Origin of the sequence: Streptomyces sp. 184 (assembly GCF_045781775.1) — a bacterium.
Classification (GTDB): Bacteria; Actinomycetota; Actinomycetes; order Streptomycetales; family Streptomycetaceae; genus Streptomyces.
The window spans coordinates 3565101-3581914 of record NZ_CP123230.1 but is presented as its reverse complement, the minus strand read 5'-3'; the positions used below and the strand labels follow the sequence as shown (position 1 = coordinate 3581914).

12 protein-coding genes are annotated in these 16814 nt (G+C 73.9%); 10 read left to right on the top strand and 2 right to left on the bottom strand.

What is annotated here, in order from left to right:
* Positions 1 to 17 precede the first annotated feature (17 nt).
* The 9 genes from QBL21_RS15070 to QBL21_RS15030 all read left to right on the top strand — a co-directional run bounded on the left by QBL21_RS15070 (position 18) and on the right by QBL21_RS15030 (position 11238).
* A complete protein-coding gene (locus QBL21_RS15070) occupies positions 18 to 1241 on the top strand; it encodes an NAD(P)/FAD-dependent oxidoreductase (protein ID WP_407562695.1) in 1224 nt (407 codons plus the stop codon).
* Between the two features lie 195 nt (positions 1242 to 1436).
* Entirely contained in the window at positions 1437 to 3158 is a 1722-nt protein-coding gene (locus tag QBL21_RS15065) for an ABC transporter ATP-binding protein (RefSeq protein ID WP_407566431.1), read from the top strand.
* Between the two features lie 29 nt (positions 3159 to 3187).
* Complete coding sequence (locus QBL21_RS15060) at positions 3188 to 4417, top strand: DUF4032 domain-containing protein (RefSeq protein WP_407562694.1); 1230 nt, start codon at positions 3188 to 3190, stop codon at positions 4415 to 4417.
* 217 nt (positions 4418 to 4634) lie between these two features.
* On the top strand, positions 4635 to 5885 hold the full coding sequence (locus QBL21_RS15055; RefSeq protein ID WP_407566430.1) for a histidine kinase: 1251 nt from the start codon (positions 4635 to 4637) through the stop codon (positions 5883 to 5885).
* A gap of 47 nt (positions 5886 to 5932) precedes the next feature.
* On the top strand, positions 5933 to 6712 hold the full coding sequence (locus tag QBL21_RS15050; RefSeq protein WP_407562693.1) for a LytR/AlgR family response regulator transcription factor: 780 nt from the start codon (positions 5933 to 5935) through the stop codon (positions 6710 to 6712).
* A 1-nt stretch (position 6713) separates the two neighbouring features.
* On the top strand, positions 6714 to 7259 hold the full coding sequence (locus tag QBL21_RS15045) for a hypothetical protein (protein ID WP_407562692.1): 546 nt from the start codon (positions 6714 to 6716) through the stop codon (positions 7257 to 7259).
* Between the two features lie 25 nt (positions 7260 to 7284).
* Complete coding sequence (locus QBL21_RS15040) at positions 7285 to 9078, top strand: cation acetate symporter (protein WP_407562691.1); 1794 nt, start codon at positions 7285 to 7287, stop codon at positions 9076 to 9078.
* A gap of 151 nt (positions 9079 to 9229) precedes the next feature.
* A complete protein-coding gene (locus QBL21_RS15035) occupies positions 9230 to 9604 on the top strand; it encodes a DUF485 domain-containing protein (protein ID WP_407562690.1) in 375 nt (124 codons plus the stop codon).
* Positions 9601 to 11238 (top strand): cation acetate symporter, encoded by a 1638-nt coding sequence (locus QBL21_RS15030; RefSeq protein ID WP_407562689.1) that lies wholly within the window; start codon positions 9601 to 9603, stop codon positions 11236 to 11238. The genes QBL21_RS15035 and QBL21_RS15030 overlap by 4 nt, the downstream gene beginning before the upstream one ends.
* Before the next feature lie 227 nt (positions 11239 to 11465).
* Here the strand turns inward: QBL21_RS15030 and QBL21_RS15025 are convergent, their stop codons facing one another.
* Positions 11466 to 12377 (bottom strand): LysR family transcriptional regulator, encoded by a 912-nt coding sequence (locus QBL21_RS15025; RefSeq protein WP_407562688.1) that lies wholly within the window; start codon positions 12375 to 12377, stop codon positions 11466 to 11468.
* Between the two features lie 541 nt (positions 12378 to 12918).
* Here QBL21_RS15025 and QBL21_RS15020 point away from each other — a divergent pair.
* Positions 12919 to 14439, top strand: coding sequence for a sulfatase (locus tag QBL21_RS15020; protein ID WP_407562687.1), 1521 nt, complete (start codon positions 12919 to 12921; stop codon positions 14437 to 14439).
* 77 nt (positions 14440 to 14516) lie between these two features.
* On the opposite strand, the gene QBL21_RS15015 is transcribed toward QBL21_RS15020, so the two are convergent.
* Positions 14517 to 16754 (bottom strand): ATP-binding cassette domain-containing protein, encoded by a 2238-nt coding sequence (locus tag QBL21_RS15015; protein ID WP_407566429.1) that lies wholly within the window; start codon positions 16752 to 16754, stop codon positions 14517 to 14519.
* Between the last annotated feature and the right edge of the window lie 60 nt (positions 16755 to 16814).

Genomic DNA, 16814 nt, shown 5'->3' with positions numbered 1-16814 from the left:
CGTGGTCCGATCGCCGCATGACTCGCCGCATCGTGATCGTCGGGGCCGGCATCGTCGGCTCGTCGCTGGCCCGGGAGCTGGCCGGTCGGGACGGCTGTGAGGTCACCGTCCTCGACCGCTCCCCCGCCGGGCGGCTGTACGGGTCCACGGGCCACGCGCCCGGCTACGTCGGCGTGCTCGGCGAGGCCCCGGTGCTGACCGGCCTGGCACGGGCGACCGTACGGATCTACCGGGGACTCACCGACGACTACGACTCGCCCGGCGGTGCCCGGCCCGAGGGCGGCGCGGGCTTCGAGGAGACCGGCTGCCTGGAGGTCGCCACCTCGCCCGCGGCGTACGAGACGCTGCGCAGACGCGCCGCCGAGGCCGAGGACGCGGGCCTGGCCGCCCGGCTCGTGGGGCCCGAGGAGGCCGCCGCGCTGGCGCCGCGGCTCGTCGACCCGGAAACGGCCGTGGCCGGGCTGCACTTCCCCGGCGACGGCACCGCCCGCGCCGGGCTGCTCACCGCGGTGCAGCGGCGCCGGGCCGAGGCGGCGGGCGCGGCGTTCGCCGACGGGGCGGAGGCCGCGGGCCTGGAGATACGCGCCGGGCGGGTGCACGGCGTGTGGCTCGCCGACGGCACGCTGCTGCCGGCCGACGACACGGTGCTCGCCTCCGGGATATGGGGCCCGCTGCTCGCCGCGCAGGCGGGCGTGCGGCTGCCGCTGACGCCGGTGTCCCACCCGTACGTCTACGGCGGACCGCACCCGGCGCGGCATCCGCGCGGGCCGTTCGTGCGCTGGCCGGAGCACCACGCCTACGCGCGCGACCACGGCGACCGGGACGGCATCGGCACGTACGACCACGAACTGCGCCCGGTGGCGCCCGCGGACCTCGGGGTGCAGGCCGAGGAGCCCTGGCCGGGCGAGCCGTTCGACGGCGCCGTGGCCGCCGCGCTCGCGCTGCTGCCGCCCGCGCACCGGTTCACGCCCGCCGTACGCCTCAACGGGGTGTTCTCGGTGACCCCGGACAACCTGCCGCTGCTCGGCCCGTTCGAGGGGCTGCCCGGCCTGTGGTCGGCGACGGCGATCTGGGTCACGCACGCCGCGGGCGCGGCGGCCGCGCTCGCGGAGGTGATGGACGGCGGCGAGGCGGGCGCGGGGCTCGCGGCGCTGGCACCGGATCGCTTCGCGGGCGAGCCCGCCGAGGAGCTGCACCGCCGGGCGCTGCGCCACTACCGCGACATCTACGCCGCGGGCTGAGGCGCCGACGGGCCGCCGGGGGCGCGGAGTCGGGCGTCCGGCACCGGACCCGCCGGGCCTGCGCCAGGGCCTGCGCCAGGGCCTGTGGATAACTTCCGGCACCGTCGTTTCGGCGCCGTAGGATCTCCGTGAGATCGCCGGAGGTGCGAAGTGGCCGTGGACAAAACCCCCGAAGCAAGTACGCCGCCATGGCGGATGCTGCTCGCGTACGCGCGTCCGCACCGCTGGGCGCTGCTCGCCGGGGCGCTGCTGTCACTGGCGACGGGTGCCACCGGGCTCGCGCTGCCGCTGGTGGCGCGGTCGCTGATCGACGACCTGTCGGAGGACCGGTCCATCGCCGCGGCGCTCGTGGTGATGTCGGTGCTGGTGGTCGCCAACGCCGGGATCGGGGCGCTGGGTTCGTACGTGCTGCGGCGCACCGCCGAGTCGGTGGTGCTGACGGCGCGGCGCCGGCTCACCTCCTATCTGCTGCGGCTGCGCATAGCGGCCGTGGACCGTACGGAGCCCGGTGACCTGATGGCCCGGGTGACGTCCGACTCCACGCTGCTGCGCGAGGTCACCACCGACACCCTCGTCGGGCTCGGCACCGGCGGTCTGACCGCCGTGGCGACCCTGGTGCTGATGGGCGTCGTCGACCCCGTGCTGCTCGCGGTGACCGCGGGCGTGATCGCCGCCGCGGGCACGGTCATCGGCGTCATCGTGCCGCGCATCAACCGGGCGGCGAAGCGGGCGGCGGAGTCGGTGGGCCTGATGGGCGCGGCCCTGGAGCGGGTGCTCGGCGCGCTGCGTACGGTCAAGGCGTCGGGCGCCGAGCACCGCGAGGAGCGGGCGGTGCACGCGGCGGCGGAGGAGTCGTGGCGGCAGAGCGTGCAGGCCGCCAAGTGGTCGGCGCTCGCCGGGAACACGGCGGGCCTGTCCATGCAGGTCGCGTTCATCACCGTGCTGGCGGTGGGGGGTGCGCGGGTGGCGACCGGGTCGATCGACGTCGGCACGCTGGTCGCCTTCCTGCTCTACGTCTTCTATCTGATGTCGCCGATCCAGCAGGTGGTGGGCGCGGTCGCGCAGTACCAGACGGGGGCCGCCGCGCTGCAACGCATCCGCGAGGCGCAGCAGTTGCCGGCCGAGCCCGTCGCGGAGCCCGCGCCGCTGCCGGAGCCGGGCGCCGAGCCGGCGGCGCTGGCCTTCGAGGACGTCCGCTTCCGGTACGCCGACGACCTGCCCTACGTGCACCACGGCGTCACCTTCGAGGTGCCGCCGCGCGGCATGACGGCGTTCGTCGGCCCGTCCGGGGCCGGCAAGACGACCGTGTTCTCGCTGATCGAGCGGTTCTACGAGCCGGACGCCGGGCGGATACTCCTGGACGGCACCGACATCACCCGCTGGCAGATACCCGCGCTGCGCGCCGCCATCGGGTACGTGGAGCAGGACGCCCCCGTGCTCTCCGGTTCGCTGCGGGACAACCTGCTGCTCGGCAACGCGGCGGCCGGCGAGGGCGACGTGCGGGCCGTGCTGAGGACCACCCGGCTCGACACGCTGGTGGCCCGGCTGCCGCAGGGGCTGGACACCCTCGTCGGCCACCGCGGCACCAAGCTGTCCGGCGGCGAGCGCCAGCGCGTCGCGATCGCCCGCGCGCTGCTGCGCCGGCCCCGGCTGCTCCTGCTCGACGAGGCCACGTCGCAGTTGGACGCGGTCAACGAGGCGGCCCTGCGCGACACCGTCGCGGAGGTGGCGCACCGCACCACGGTGCTCGTCGTCGCCCACCGGCTGTCGACGGTCACCAGCGCCGACCGGATCGTGGTCATGGACGCCGGGGAGGTGCGGGCCGTGGGCACGCACGCCGAGCTGGTCGCCGGCGACCAGCTCTACGCGGAGCTGGCCACCACCCAGTTCCTCGCCGCCACGGCCGGCACCGCATGATGGAAGGCGAACGACCGAGGAGGACCGACGTGCGCCCGGAGCTACAGATCAGCGCCACCAACCCGGAGCACCCCGCCGCGCTGCTCGACCTGCCCTGGGAGCTGCCGCTCGACGCCTGGCCGGAGAACTGCCTGGTCGACCTGCCACGCGGCATCTCACGGCACGTGGTGCGCTTCGCCGAGGCCGGCGCCGAGGTCGTGGCGATCAAGGAGGTGCCCGAGCGCGCCGCCCGCCGGGAGTACGAGCTGCTGCGCGACCTCGACCGGCTCGGCATCCCCGCCGTGGACGCGCTCGCGGTCGTCACCGGCCGCACCGGCGCCGACGGCGAGCCGCTGGAGCCGGCGCTGGTCACCCGTCATCTGGTGGGCTCGCGCCCGTACCGGGCGATGTTCGAGACGACGCTGCGCCCGGGCACCGTGAACCGGCTGATGGACGCGCTGGCCGTGCTGCTCGTGCGGCTGCATCTGGCGGGCTTCGCCTGGGGCGACTGCTCGCTGTCCAACACCCTCTTCCGCCGGGACGCCGGGGCGTACGCCGCGTATCTGGTGGACGCCGAGACCGGGCAGATCCAGCCGCGGCTGAGCCACGGCCAGCGGGAGTACGACATCGAGCTGGCCCGCATGAACATCTCGGGCGAGCTGATGGACCTGGAGGCGTCCGGGGCGCTGCACCCGTCGATCGACCCGATCCCTTTCGGCGCGGCCATCGCCGAGCGCTACGGCGACCTGTGGCACGAGCTGACCCGCGAGTCGGTCTACCCCACCGACAAGCGGCACTACATCGAGCGCCGCATACGCCGCCTGCACGACCTCGGCTTCGACATCGCGGAGATGCAGATCACGCACTCGCCGGGCGGCGACACCGTCTCGTTCGTGCCCAAGGTCGTCGACGCCGGGCACCATCAGCGCCAGTTGCTGCGGCTGACCGGCATGGACACCGAGGAGAACCAGGCCCGCCGGCTGCTGAACGACCTGGAGAGCTGGATGGCGACCCAGGACGACTACGAGCCCGGCGACCCGCTCGGCGCCCGGCCCGAGGTGCTGGCGCACCGCTGGGTGCGGGAGGTGTTCCGGCCGACCGTGCGCGCGGTGCCGCTGAAGCTGCGCGGCCAGCTCGACCCGGCGCAGGTCTACCACGAGGTGCTGGAGCACCGCTGGCTGCTGGCCGAGCAGACGCAGCAGGACGTGGGGCTGGATGCCGCGGTCGCCGACTACGTCGAGACCGTGCTGCCGCGCTCCGCGGCCGGCACCGCCGGCTGACGACGCGGCTCGCCACCCGCCCGGCGCCCGGCGGCGCGCCGCCGACGAGCCGCTGACGGATCGGTGCCGAGCCGCCGACGAGCCGGTGCCGAGCCGCCTGGCGGCCCGGCTTCCGGGGCCGAGCCGTCCGGCTCCCCGCCCCGGCCGCCCGCAGCCTCCCGACGACGCGCGCTGCCGCGGGCCGCCCCCGGCGCGGTAGCGTCCGTCCATGCCCGGGATGTCCGCCGCCACCGCCGCGCTGCTGCTCGGTGCCGTCGTGGTGCTCTGCGCCGCGGCGGCGCTCATCGGCGTGCACGTCGCCCGCAACCGGCAGTACGGCACCCCGCAGGAGCGCGCCGCGTACGAGACGCTGCACACCGCCTCCCTCGCCGCGCCCCCGCTGCGCGCCGGCCTCACCGACGACAGCGCCCGCCGCGCCGCCCCGCACCTGCGCGCCCTGCTCGGCGCGCCCGCCCTCGCGCTCGCCGACGCCAAGGGCGAGCTGCTGGCCTGGGACGGCCCCGAGGGCAAGCCGGGCCACGACCACTCCGAGGCCGTACCCGGGGCCGCGGCGCAGGTGACGGAGAGCGGCCGTACGCAGGTCATCGGCCCCCGCGAGGTGGCCTGCACCTGGCCGGACTGCCCGCTGCGGCACGCGGTGGCCGTGCCGCTGGCGGTCGCCGGCCGCGTCGACGGAGTGCTCGCGGTCTTCGCCTCGCAGGCGTCCGCGGGCCTGGTGCGCGCCGCCTCCGAGGTGGCCCGCTGGGTCTCCGCGCAACTGGAGCTGGCCGAGCTGGACAGCTCCCGGGCCGCCGCCAGCGAGGCCGAGCTGCGCGCGCTGCGCGCGCAGATCTCGCCGCACTTCATCTACAACTCCCTGTCCACCGTCGCCTCCTTCGTCCGCACCGACCCGGAGCGCGCCCGCGAGCTGATCGTGGAGTTCGCCGAGTTCACCCGCTACTCCTTCCGCCGCCACGGCGACTTCACCTCGCTCTCCGAGGAGCTGCGCTGCATCGACCGCTACCTGCTGCTGGAGCGCGCCCGCTTCGGCGGCCGGCTGGAGGTCTCGCTGCGCGTGGCGCCGGAGGTGCTGAGCGTCGTGGTGCCGTTCCTGTGCCTCCAGCCGCTGGTGGAGAACGCGGTACGGCACGGGCTGGAGAAGAAGCCGGGCCCCGGCCGGCTCACGATCACCGCCGCGGACGGCGGCAGCGAGGCGCTGATCAGCGTGGAGGACGACGGCGCCGGCATGGAGGCGGAGACGCTGGCCCGCACCCTGGCCGGGGATCTGGCGGAGCTGGCCGAGCTGGCGGGGGACGCGCCGCGGGCGCCGGGCATCGGGCTGCGGAACGTCGACGAGCGGCTGCGGCAGGTCTACGGGGACGCCTACGGGCTCGTCATCGAGACCGCGCCGGGCGCCGGGACGAAGGTGCACGTCCGGGTGCCGAAGTTCCATCCGGACGCGGTGCAGAGCGGCCCCGGCGGGCTGTGAGCCGTAGACGGGTTTCCATGCCGCCGCGCCCCGCATAGGGTTCCCGCATGCTGCACACTCTCGCCGTCGACGACGAGGAGCCCGCCCTGGAGGAGCTGGCGTACCTGCTGCGCCGCGACCCGCGGGTGGCCGAGGTGCAGACCGCCGGCGACGGGCAGCAGGCGCTGCTGGCCCTGGACCGGGCGCTGGCCTCGGGCCGTTCGGTGGACGCGGTGTTCCTGGACATCGGCATGCCGGGCCTGGACGGGCTGGCGCTGGCCCGGCTGATATCCCGGTTCGCGCATCCTCCGCGGGTGGTTTTCGTCACCGCCCACGAGGACCACGCGGTGGAGGCGTTCGCGCTGCACGCCGCGGACTACGTGCTCAAGCCCGTGGCGCCGGAACGGCTCGCGGAGGCGGTGCGCCGGTGCGCCGAGTCGGCCGCGGAGGCGGCGCCGGAGGAGCCGGAGCAGGGCGGGGCGGCGCCGGAGCGCGCGGCGGTGCCGGACGAGGTCATCAGCGTCGAACTCGCCGGGGTCACGCGGTTCGTCCAGCGCAGCGAGGTGCTCTACGCAGAGGCCCAGGGCGACTACGCGCGGCTGCACACCGGCGGCGGCAGCCACCTGGTCCGCATCCCCCTCGCGACGCTGGAGGAGCGGTGGGGGGCGGCCGGTTTCGTACGCATCCACCGCAGCCACCTCGTCGCCCTGCACCACGTGCGCGAGCTGCGCATGGAGGCGGGGCGCACGTACGTCGTCCTCGGCGGGCACATGCTGGGGGTCAGCCGGCGGCACACCCGCCAGGTCCGCGAGATGCTGATCCGACATCCACCGACGGCGGCGGTGTGAGGTGGCGGGCGATCGGGGGATCTCCGCACCGAAGAGCGGCAGGCGGAACGGCACGCGGCAGGACGACTCACCGCGGAACGGCAAGCAGCCGGGCGGCAGCGGGGGCCAGAGCCCCGCGGCGCCCGCGTCCGGCGTGCCGCACGGCCGCTCCCCGCGGGCCAAGGAGGCGCCGCCGCGGGTGACCGTCGCGCACCCGCGCACGCTGGCCGCCCGCAGCTCCCAGCCGCTGCCCGGCAGCCGCGCCCTCGTCGCCGACGACCTGGGCCGGCAGACGCCGCTGGGCGACGTCTACCTCCGGTCCCTCATGCGCACCCAACTGCGTCTGGCCGCCTTCGTCGTCGGCGCGCTCGCCGTCGTGCTCGGCGCGCTCCCGGTGCTGCTGGCGACGGTGCCCAGCGTGCGCGACTCCACCTTCGCCGGCGTGCCCGTGCCCTGGCTGGTGATCGGGGTCGCGGTGCACCCGGTGATCCTCGCGCTGGCGTGGGTGTACCAGCGCCAGGCGCGCAAGAACGAGGCCGAGTTCGCGGACCTGGTCGAGCGGTCGTGACCGCGGTCGTGACAGGGCACAGCACGTGAACACCGTCCAGCCCGCCGTCGCCGTGGCCGTCGTCTGCGTCGCCACGGCCCTGTTCGGCGTGTACGGGCTGCGCCCCGGCCGGGCCACCTCCGACTTCTACGTGGCCTCCCGCGCGGTGACGCCGCTCCAGAACGCCTCCGCCATCGGCGGCGAGTACCTGTCGGCCGCGTCCTTCCTCGGCATCGCCGGCCTGGTCCTCGCGTACGGCGCCGACATGCTCTGGTACGGCGTCGGCTACACCGCCGGCTATCTGGTCCTGCTCGCCTTCGTCGCCGCGCCGATGCGCCGCTCCGGCGCGTACACCGTCCCGGACTTCGCCGAGGCCCGGCTCCAGTCCACGCGCGTAAGGCAGCTCGCCTCCGTGCTCGTCGTCCTCATCGGCTGGCTGTACCTGCTGCCGCAGCTCCAGGGCGCGGGGCTGACGCTGCGCACCGTGACCGGCGCGCCGCTGTGGGTCGGCCCGGTGGCCGTCGCGGCGGTGGTGATGACGACCGTCGCCTCCGGCGGCATGCGCAGCGTCACGGCGGTGCAGGCGTTCCAGTACTGGCTGAAGCTGACGGCGCTCGCGGTACCGGTGATCTTCCTGCTGCTGGCCTGGCGCGCGGACGGGGCGCCGTGGCCGGACGCCGACGCGCCGCCGCGGTTCCGCGACTCCACGACGGTGACCGTGCACCAGGCGGTCGACGTGCGGGTCGAGGATCCGGTACGGGTCACGGTGGACGGCCGGCTCGACGGCGACCGGCTGGACGGCGAGCGGGTACGCCTCGGCCCCGGCGTGCACGGGATCGGCGACGAGACCCGGGTGACGTTCCCGGCCGGCGCCGACGTGCCGCACCCGGTGGACGAGGAGCCCGTCGACGGCCTCAACTGGACGCGCCCGCTGTCCGGTACGGAGCATCCCGGCTACGGCACGTACTCGCTGCTCATCGCCACCCTGCTGGGCACGATGGGCCTGCCGCACGTCATCGTCCGCTTCTACACCAACCCCGACGGCCCGGCCGCCCGCCGCACCACCTGGACCGTGCTGTGGCTGCTGGCCGCCTTCTACCTGCTGCCGCCGCTCTACGGCGCCCTCGGCCGCCTCTACACCCCCGAACTCCTCATGACCGGCCGCACGGACGCCACGCTGCTGCTGCTCCCCGACCGGCTGCTCGGCGGCGGCCCGGGGGCGGCGATACTCGGCACGCTGCTGACCGCCGGCGCGTTCGCGGCGTTCCTGTCCACCGCCTCCGGACTGACGATGTCGGTGGCCGGCGTGCTGGGGCAGGAGCTGGAGCGCAGACGGGCGCGGCGGGCGACCGGCCCGCCGGGCAAGGCGGCCGACGCGCGCGCGGAGGTACGGGCCACGGTGCTGTGGCTGCGGCTCGCCGGGGTGGCCGCGGCGGCGGTGCCGTGCGTGGCGTCGCTGGTCGTCGTGGAGCGGCCGGTCGCGGACGTGGTGGGGCTGGCGTTCGCCGTCGCGGCCTCGTCGTTCTGCCCGCTGCTGCTGCTCGGCATCTGGTGGCGCGGGCTGACGCCGCAGGGTGCCGCCGCCGGGCTGCTCACCGGCGGCGGAGCGGCGCTGACGACGGTCGCGGCGACGATGTTCGGCGTGCAGCTCGGCGGCTGGCCGGGGGCGTTGCTGGCGCGGCCGGCGGCGTGGACGGTGCCGCTGGCGTTCGCGGTGATGGCGGGGGTCTCGTGGCTGACGAGGCGCAGTGTGCCCAGCGGTACGGCGCACGCCCTGCTGCGGCTGCACGCGCCCGAGTCGCTGGACCTGCCGCGCCGCCCGGGGCGTACGACGGGCTGACCGACCGCTCGTCGTGCCTTCGCTACCGCTCGTCGCATCCGCGCCACCGTTCACGGCACCACCGCCGCGCGGCGGCTCGTGCGGCGGGCCGCCCGCTTCTACGGTTGCCGCGCCCGGCCCGTCCGGACACCCCCGTCCCCGAAGGCGCCCCATGGAGGCCGCGATGAGCAGCACACCACCGACCGGCAGATCGCCGGACGTGTACGAGGAAGTGCAGCAGAGCGAGGAGTTCGGCGAGCTGCGACGCGCGAACCGTTCGTTCGCGTTCCCGCTGACCATCGGATTCATCGCCTGGTACCTGCTGTACGTGCTGCTGTCGAACTACGCCGGCGGCTTCATGGGCACCGAGGTCGTCGGCAACGTCAACGTGGCGTTCGTGCTGGGCATCGGGCAGTTCGTCACCACGTTCGCCATCGCATGGTGGTACTCGCGGCACGCTGCCGCGAAGCTCGACCCCAGGTCTGAGCAGCTCAAGCGGGAGGTCGAGAGCCGCGTGGCCGGCGGCGGCACGGAGGTCGGGAAATGACGGGCACCACCCACGCGCTTCAGATGTTCGCCCAGTCGGAGCCGGGCGAGCACCGCACGCTGATCGTCACGCTGTTCTCGGTGTTCGTCGCGTTCACCCTCGCGGTGACCGTGTGGGCGGGGCGCAAGACGAAGGACGCCACCGACTACTACGCGGGCGGGCGTTCGTTCACGGGCTTCCAGAACGGGCTGGCGATCTCCGGGGACTACATGTCCGCGGCCTCCTTCCTCGGCATCGCCGGCGCCATCGCGCTGTCGGGTTACGACGGGTTCCTGTACTCCATCGGCTTCCTGGTCGCCTGGCTGGTCGCGCTGCTGCTGGTCGCCGAACCGCTGCGCAACTCCGGCCGGTTCACCATGGGCGACGTGCTGGCGTACCGGATGCGCCAGCGTCCCGTGCGGACCGCGGCCGGGGTGTCGACCATCGTGGTGTCGATCTTCTACCTGCTGGCGCAGATGGTCGGCGCGGGCGCGCTCGTCGCCCTGCTTTTGGGGATCACCGGCGAGGCCGGCAAGAACCTCATCGTGGTCCTCGTCGGCCTGGTGATGATCCTGTACGTCACCATCGGCGGCATGAAGGGCACCACCTGGGTGCAGATCATCAAGGCCGTGCTGCTGATCCTGGGCACTCTGCTGATCACGATCCTGGTGCTGGCGAAGTTCGACTTCAACATCTCCCAGTTGCTTGGTGCCGCCGCGGACAACTCCGGCAAGGGCGGGGCGTTCCTGGAGCCGGGGCTGAAGTACGGGGTGACGAGCACCTCGAAGATCGACTTCATCTCGCTGGGCATCGCGCTGGTGCTGGGCACCGCCGGTCTGCCGCACATCCTGATCCGCTTCTACACCGTCCCCACGGCGCAGACCGCGCGGAAGTCCGTGCTCTGGGCGATCGGCATCATCGGCGGCTTCTACCTGATGACCATCGCGCTGGGCTTCGGCGCCGCCGCGCTGATCAAACAAGAGACGATCACCGAGTCCAACGCGGCGGGCAATACGGCGGCACCACTGCTGGCGGAGGAGATCGGCGGCGGAGCGGGATCCACCGGAGGCGCGATCCTGCTCGCAATGATCTCCGCGGTCGCGTTCGCCACGATCCTCGCGGTCGTCGCCGGACTGACCCTGGCGTCCTCGTCGTCGTTCGCGCACGACCTCTACGCCAACGTCATCCGCAAGGGCAAGGCCACCGAGAAGGAGGAGATCGCCGCGGCGCGGATCTCCGCCGTCGGGATCGGCGCGGTCGCCATCCTGCTGGGGGTCTTCGCGGGCAGTCTCAACGTCGCCGGACTGGTGGCCCTGGCCTTCGCGGTGGCGGCGTCGGCGAACCTGCCGACGATCCTCTACAGCCTGTTCTGGAAGCGGTTCACCACCCAGGGCGCGCTGTGGTCGATCTACGGCGGCCTGTTCACGTCGGTGTTCCTGGTGCTGTTCTCCCCGGTGGTCTCGGGCAAGGAGACCAGCATGTGGCCGGGCGTGGACTTCCAGTGGTTCCCGCTGGAGAACCCGGGTCTGATCTCCATCCCGGCAGGCTTCATCCTCGGCTGGCTCGGCTCGATCCTCTCCAAGGACGAGGACGCCACCGGCAAGAAGTACGCCGAACTGGAGGTCCGCTCCCTCACCGGCGCCGGCGCCCACTAGGCACCGCCGCCCGGCCGGCGCGGGCCGTACCAACGGCCCGCCCCGCCACGCCGGTTCACCCCGGCACCCGAGCGGCGGCCGGCCGGCGGTGCCCGAGCGCCTGCCGTCCGGTCGTCACCAACCCCCCTCCCCGGGGGGGCGGGGCACCCTCCTCCGCCCCGCCCCCTCCCCCACGTCCCGCGGGCCCGCGGGGACCGTGCAGCCACGGTCCCCGCGGGCCCGCCGGACTACCCGACGGTCTCCTTCGCCCGTACGTGCAGCGCGTCGAGCGCGGCGCGCACCGCGGGGCTGCCCGTCGCGCCGCGCCGGGTGACCGTCAGGAACGTACGGGACGGCACCGGCGCCCCGGTCACCCGCAGCCGGCGGATCGACGGCACGCCGGAGAGCTGCGCGAGCCGGGGTACGAGCGCGACGCCGAGGCCGTGCGAGACCATCACCCCGGTCACGGTCCAGTCGCACGCCTCGTGGGTCACGTCGGGCCCGAATCCCGCCGCGCTGCACGCCGCGAGCACGTGCTGCCGCGACCAGACGCCCGGAGGGCCGATGATCCACGGCTCCCCCGCCGCCTCGGCGAGCCGGAGGCCGGTGCGCGCGGCCAGCGGGTGGTTCTCGTGCACGACCAGGTCGAAGGGGTCCTCGATGAGCGTGTGCTGCTCGAAGCGCCGGTCGCCGCGGGCCGGGGCGTCGGCGGACGCCTCCACGACGGCGAGGTCCGTCTCGCCGTCGAAGAGCAGGTCGTAGCAGTCCGCGGGCTCCGCCTCGCGCAGCCGTACGTCGAGCCGCGGGTGCTCCGCGCGCAGCGCGCCGGCCACCGGCGCCAGCAGCCGGCACATCGCGCTCGGGAACCCCGCCATGCGCAGCTCCCCCGCCGGCTCCACGTCGAGCGCGTGCAGTTCGGCCGCCGCCCGCTCCCAGTGCGCCTCGATGACGTCGGCGTGCGTGAGCAGCCCGCGGGCCGCGGGCGTGAGCCGCACCCGGCGGCCCTGCGGCTCCAGCAGCCGGACGCCGAGTTCCCGGCCGAGCTGCCGGATCTGCTGCGAGGCGGCGGAGGGGGTGAGATGGAGGGACTCGGCCGCGGCGGTCACGGTGCCGTAGTACGCGACCGCCCGCAGCACGCGCAGCCGGCGCAGGTCAATCATGTAGGTGCTCCTTCACAATGCCGTCCATAAATCCAACCTAGACCTGAATGGACGAAGCTTCCATCCTGGAGTGCGAGGGAACACCCGGGCCCGGGCCGCCGGGCCGCGGACCGACGAGAGACCGCCGGAGCATACGGCGGGGAGAGGACATCCGAGTTGTTCGAGGGACACTGCCCCCACTGCGGTTGGGCGGACAGCACGCCGTTCCACACGGTCTCGCGCCACCGGACGGCCGGCGGGATGACGATCTGGACCCGGTGCCAGTGCGGCTCCCTCCAGATGCGGACGATCGACGCGGCCGGCGGCCGCATCGTCACGCGCGGGCAACCCGCCCCGGACGCGGCCGGCGGCCCGTACCCGGGAGCGCGTCCGCAGCCGGTGCCGCGGGCGGAAAGGTGCCATGACCGCTGACGCACAGAGGGCCGGGGCCGTGCGGAGGGCTTGAACTCCGGGCCCTTCCGGGTGACCGTCTCCACAGGACCGACCGCGATCAGTCCCGCGTACGCCCGCCCGCCCCCGCCCCCGTCAGAAAGCGCACCGTATGACGCAACGCACCCGCCGCCCCAACTTCCTGCTCCTCACCAGCGACCAGCAGCACTGGAACACCCTCGGCCGCGGCAACCCCGAGATCCGCACCCCGCACCTCGACCGGCTCGCCGCGCAGGGCACCGCCTTCGAGCGCGCGTACTGCCCCAACCCGACCTGCACCCCGACGCGCGCGTCGATGATCACCGGCAAGTACCCCAGCCAGCACGGCGCGTGGTCGCTCGGCACCAAGCTGCCCGAGGACCAGCCCACGCTCGGCGGGCACCTGGGCGCCGCGGGCTACGCCACCTCGCTGGTCGGCAAGGCGCACTTCCAGCCGCTCGCGAGCACCGCGGAGCACCCCTCGATCGAGTCGTACCCGCTGCTCCAGGACCTCGACTTCTGGCGGGACTTCCACGGCCCGTACTACGGCTTCGACCATGTGGAGCTGGCCCGCAACCACACCGCGGAGGCGCACGCGGGGCAGCACTACGCGCTGTGGCTGGAGCGGCAGGGGTGCGCGGACTGGCGGCGCTACTTCCGGCCGCCGACCGGCACCCTGGACCCGGCCGTGCGGCACACCTGGCCGATCCCCGAGGAGCTGCACTACAACGCCTGGATCGCCGAGCGCACCGGCGCGCTGCTGGAGGGGTACGCCGAGCGCGGCGGGCCGTTCTTCTGCTGGGCCAGCTTCCTCGACCCGCACCCGCCGTACCTCGTGCCCGAGCCCTGGGACCGGATGTACGACCCGGACGGCCTCACCGTGCCGGAGGCCGTCGCGGGCGAACACGACGGCAACCCGCCGCACTTCGGCCTCACCCAGCAGGACCGGCCGGACTTCTCACCGTGGCAGGAGTCGGGGCAGTACGTCCACGGCTTCCACTCCCACCGGCTGCCGGCCGCCGAGCGGCGGCGGCTGGTGGCGACGTACTACGGGATGGTCAGCATGCTGGACGCGTACGTCGGCCGGATCCTGGACCGGCTCGACGCGCTGGGTCTTGCCGAGGACACGGTCGTGGTGTTCACCACCGACCACGGGCACTTCTTCGGCCAGCACGGACTCCAGGCCAAGGGCGCGTTCCACTACGAGGACCTGCTGCGGGTGCCGTTCCTCGTCCGCCGGCCCGGTCACGTGCCCGCGGGGCGCGCGTCCTCCGCGCTGGTGTCGACCGTCGACCTGGCGCCGACGTTCCTGGAGCTGGCCGGGCTGCCGGTGCCGCGGGAGATGACGGGCGTCAGCCAGGCGGCGGTCCTCACCGGCGGGGCACAGAGCGCGCGGGACCACGTCATCTGCGAGTTCCGGCACGAGCCGACGGCGGTCAGCCTGCGCACGTACGTCGAGGACCGATACAAGCTGACGGTCTATCAGGGGCGTACGTACGGCGAGCTGTTCGACCTGCGCGCCGACCCGGGCGAGACGCGCAACCTGTGGGACGACCCGGGGAGCGCCGGGCTCAAGTCCGAGCTGCTGCTCAGGTACATCTGGGCGGAGCTCGGCAAGGAGCCGATGTGGATGCCGCGCGTGGCGGCGGCGTAGGCACTCCCCGGGCCGTTCCGGTCCGGTCCGCGACCGGACCGCGACCGGTCCGGGGTCAGTCCGGGGTCAGTCCGGGGTCAGTCCCGGTCGACGTACTCGCGCAGATGCTGCGCCGTCAGCGTGTCCGCGTCCGCGACCAGGGCGGCGGGGGTGCCGGTGAACACCACCCGGCCGCCGTCGTGGCCGCCGCCGGGACCGAGGTCGATCAGCCAGTCGGCGTGGGCCATGACCGCCTGGTGGTGCTCGATGACCACCACCGAGTTGCCGTCGTCGACCAGCCGGTCCAGCAGCGCGAGCAGCTTGTCGACATCGGCCATGTGCAGCCCGGTGGTCGGCTCGTCGAGGATGTACGTGGCCGCCTTCTCGGCCATGTGGATGGCCAGCTTCAGCCGTTGCCGCTCGCCGCCGGAGAGGGTGTTGAGCGGCTGGCCGAGGCGCAGGTAGCCCAGGCCCACGTCGGCGAGCCGGCCGAGGATGGCGTGCGCCTGGCCGGCGGGGAAGAAGCCGTGCGCCTCGGCGACCGACATCCCCAGCACCTCGCTGATGTTCTTGCCGCGCAGCGTGTACGTCAGCACCTCGGGCGTGTAGCGCTTGCCCTCGCACTCCTCGCACACGGACGCGACACCGGCCATCATCGCCAGGTCGGTGTAGATCAGCCCGATGCCCTTGCACTTGGGGCAGGCGCCCGCGGAGTTGGCGGAGAACAGCGCGGGCCTGACGCCGTTGGCCTTGGCGAAGGCGGTACGCATCGGGCCGAGCAGCCCGGTGTACGTCGCGGGGTTGGAGCGCCGCGAACCGCGGATCGGCGACTGGTCGGCGACGACGACGCCGTCCCGGCCGGCGAGGTAGCCGTGCACGAGCGAGGACTTGCCGGAGCCGGCGACGCCGGTGATCACGGTGAGCACCCCGAGCGGCACCTCGACGCTCACGTCGCGGAGGTTGTGCAGGTCCGCGCCCTCGACGGCGATGTGCCCGCGCGGCTGCCTGGGCCGCTCGCGCAACCGCACCCGGTGCTCCAGATACCGGCCGGTCAGCGTGCCGGAGGCGCGCAGCCCGGGGACGTCGCCGCTGAAGGTGACGTGCCCGCCGTCGCTGCCGGCGCCGGGTCCGAGGTCCACGACGTGGTCGGCGATCGCGACGACCTCCGGCTTGTGCTCGACCACGAGCACGGTGTTGCCCTTGTCGCGCAGGCGCAGCAGCAGGTCGTTCATGCGCCGGATGTCGTGCGGGTGGAGGCCGATGGTGGGCTCGTCGAAGACGTACGTGACGTCGGTGAGGCTGGAGCCGAGGTGGCGGACCATCTTCACGCGCTGCGCCTCGCCGCCGGAGAGGGTGGCGGAGGGGCGGTCGAGGCTGAGGTAGCCGAGGCCGATCTCGACCAGCGAGTCCAGCAGGTCGCGCAGGTTGTCCAGCAGCGGCCCCACCGACTCGTCCTCGATCGCGCGGACGAACTTGGCCAGGTCGGTGATCTGGAGGGCGGAGCACTCGGCGATGTTCCGGCCCTGGATCTTGGAGGAGAGCGCGGCGGCGGAGAGCCGGGTGCCGCCGCAGTCGGGGCACTCGGCGAAGACGACGGCGCGGTCCACGAAGGCGCGGATGTGGCCCTGGAGCGCGTCGCGGTCCTTCACCAGCCACATCCGCGTGATCTTGGGGATCAGCCCCTCGTACGTGATGTTGTGGTTGCCGACCTTGACCTTGACGGTCTCCTTGTGGAGGAGGTCGTGCCACTCCTGCTCGGTGAAGTCGGCGAGCTTGGCATCCGGGTCGTAGAAGCCGGAGGAGACCAGCACCTCCCAGTACCAGTTGCCGACGGCGAAGTTCGGCACGGTCACGGCGCCCTCGTTGAGCGAGAGCCGGCGGTCGACCAGTTGGTCGACGTCGATCCGGGAGACCTCGCCCAGGCCCTCGCAGCCCGGGCACATGCCCTCGGGGATGTTGAAGCTGAACGCGCCGGAGGTGCCCACGTGCGGCTGGCCGAGCCGGCTGAACAGGATGCGCAGCATCGCGTACGCGTCGGTGGCCGTGCCCACCGTGGAGCGGGAGTTGGCGCCCATCCGCTCCTGGTCGATGACGATGGCGGCGGAGAGGTTGTGCAGCCCGTCGGCGTCGGGCCGGGGCAGGTTCGGCATGAAGGTCTGGACGAAGGCGCTGTACGTCTCGTTGATCAGCCGCTGCGACTCCGCGGCGATGGTGCCGAAGACGAGCGAGGACTTGCCGGAGCCGGAGACGCCGGTGAAGACCGAGAGCCGGCGCTTGGGGATGTCGAGCGAGATGCCGGCCAGGTTGTTCGCCCGGGCGCCGCGCACCTTGATCACGTCGTGGGTGTCGGCGAGGCTCGCCGGACCGGCGGCGGGCCCGGAACCCGGAGGGTCGTT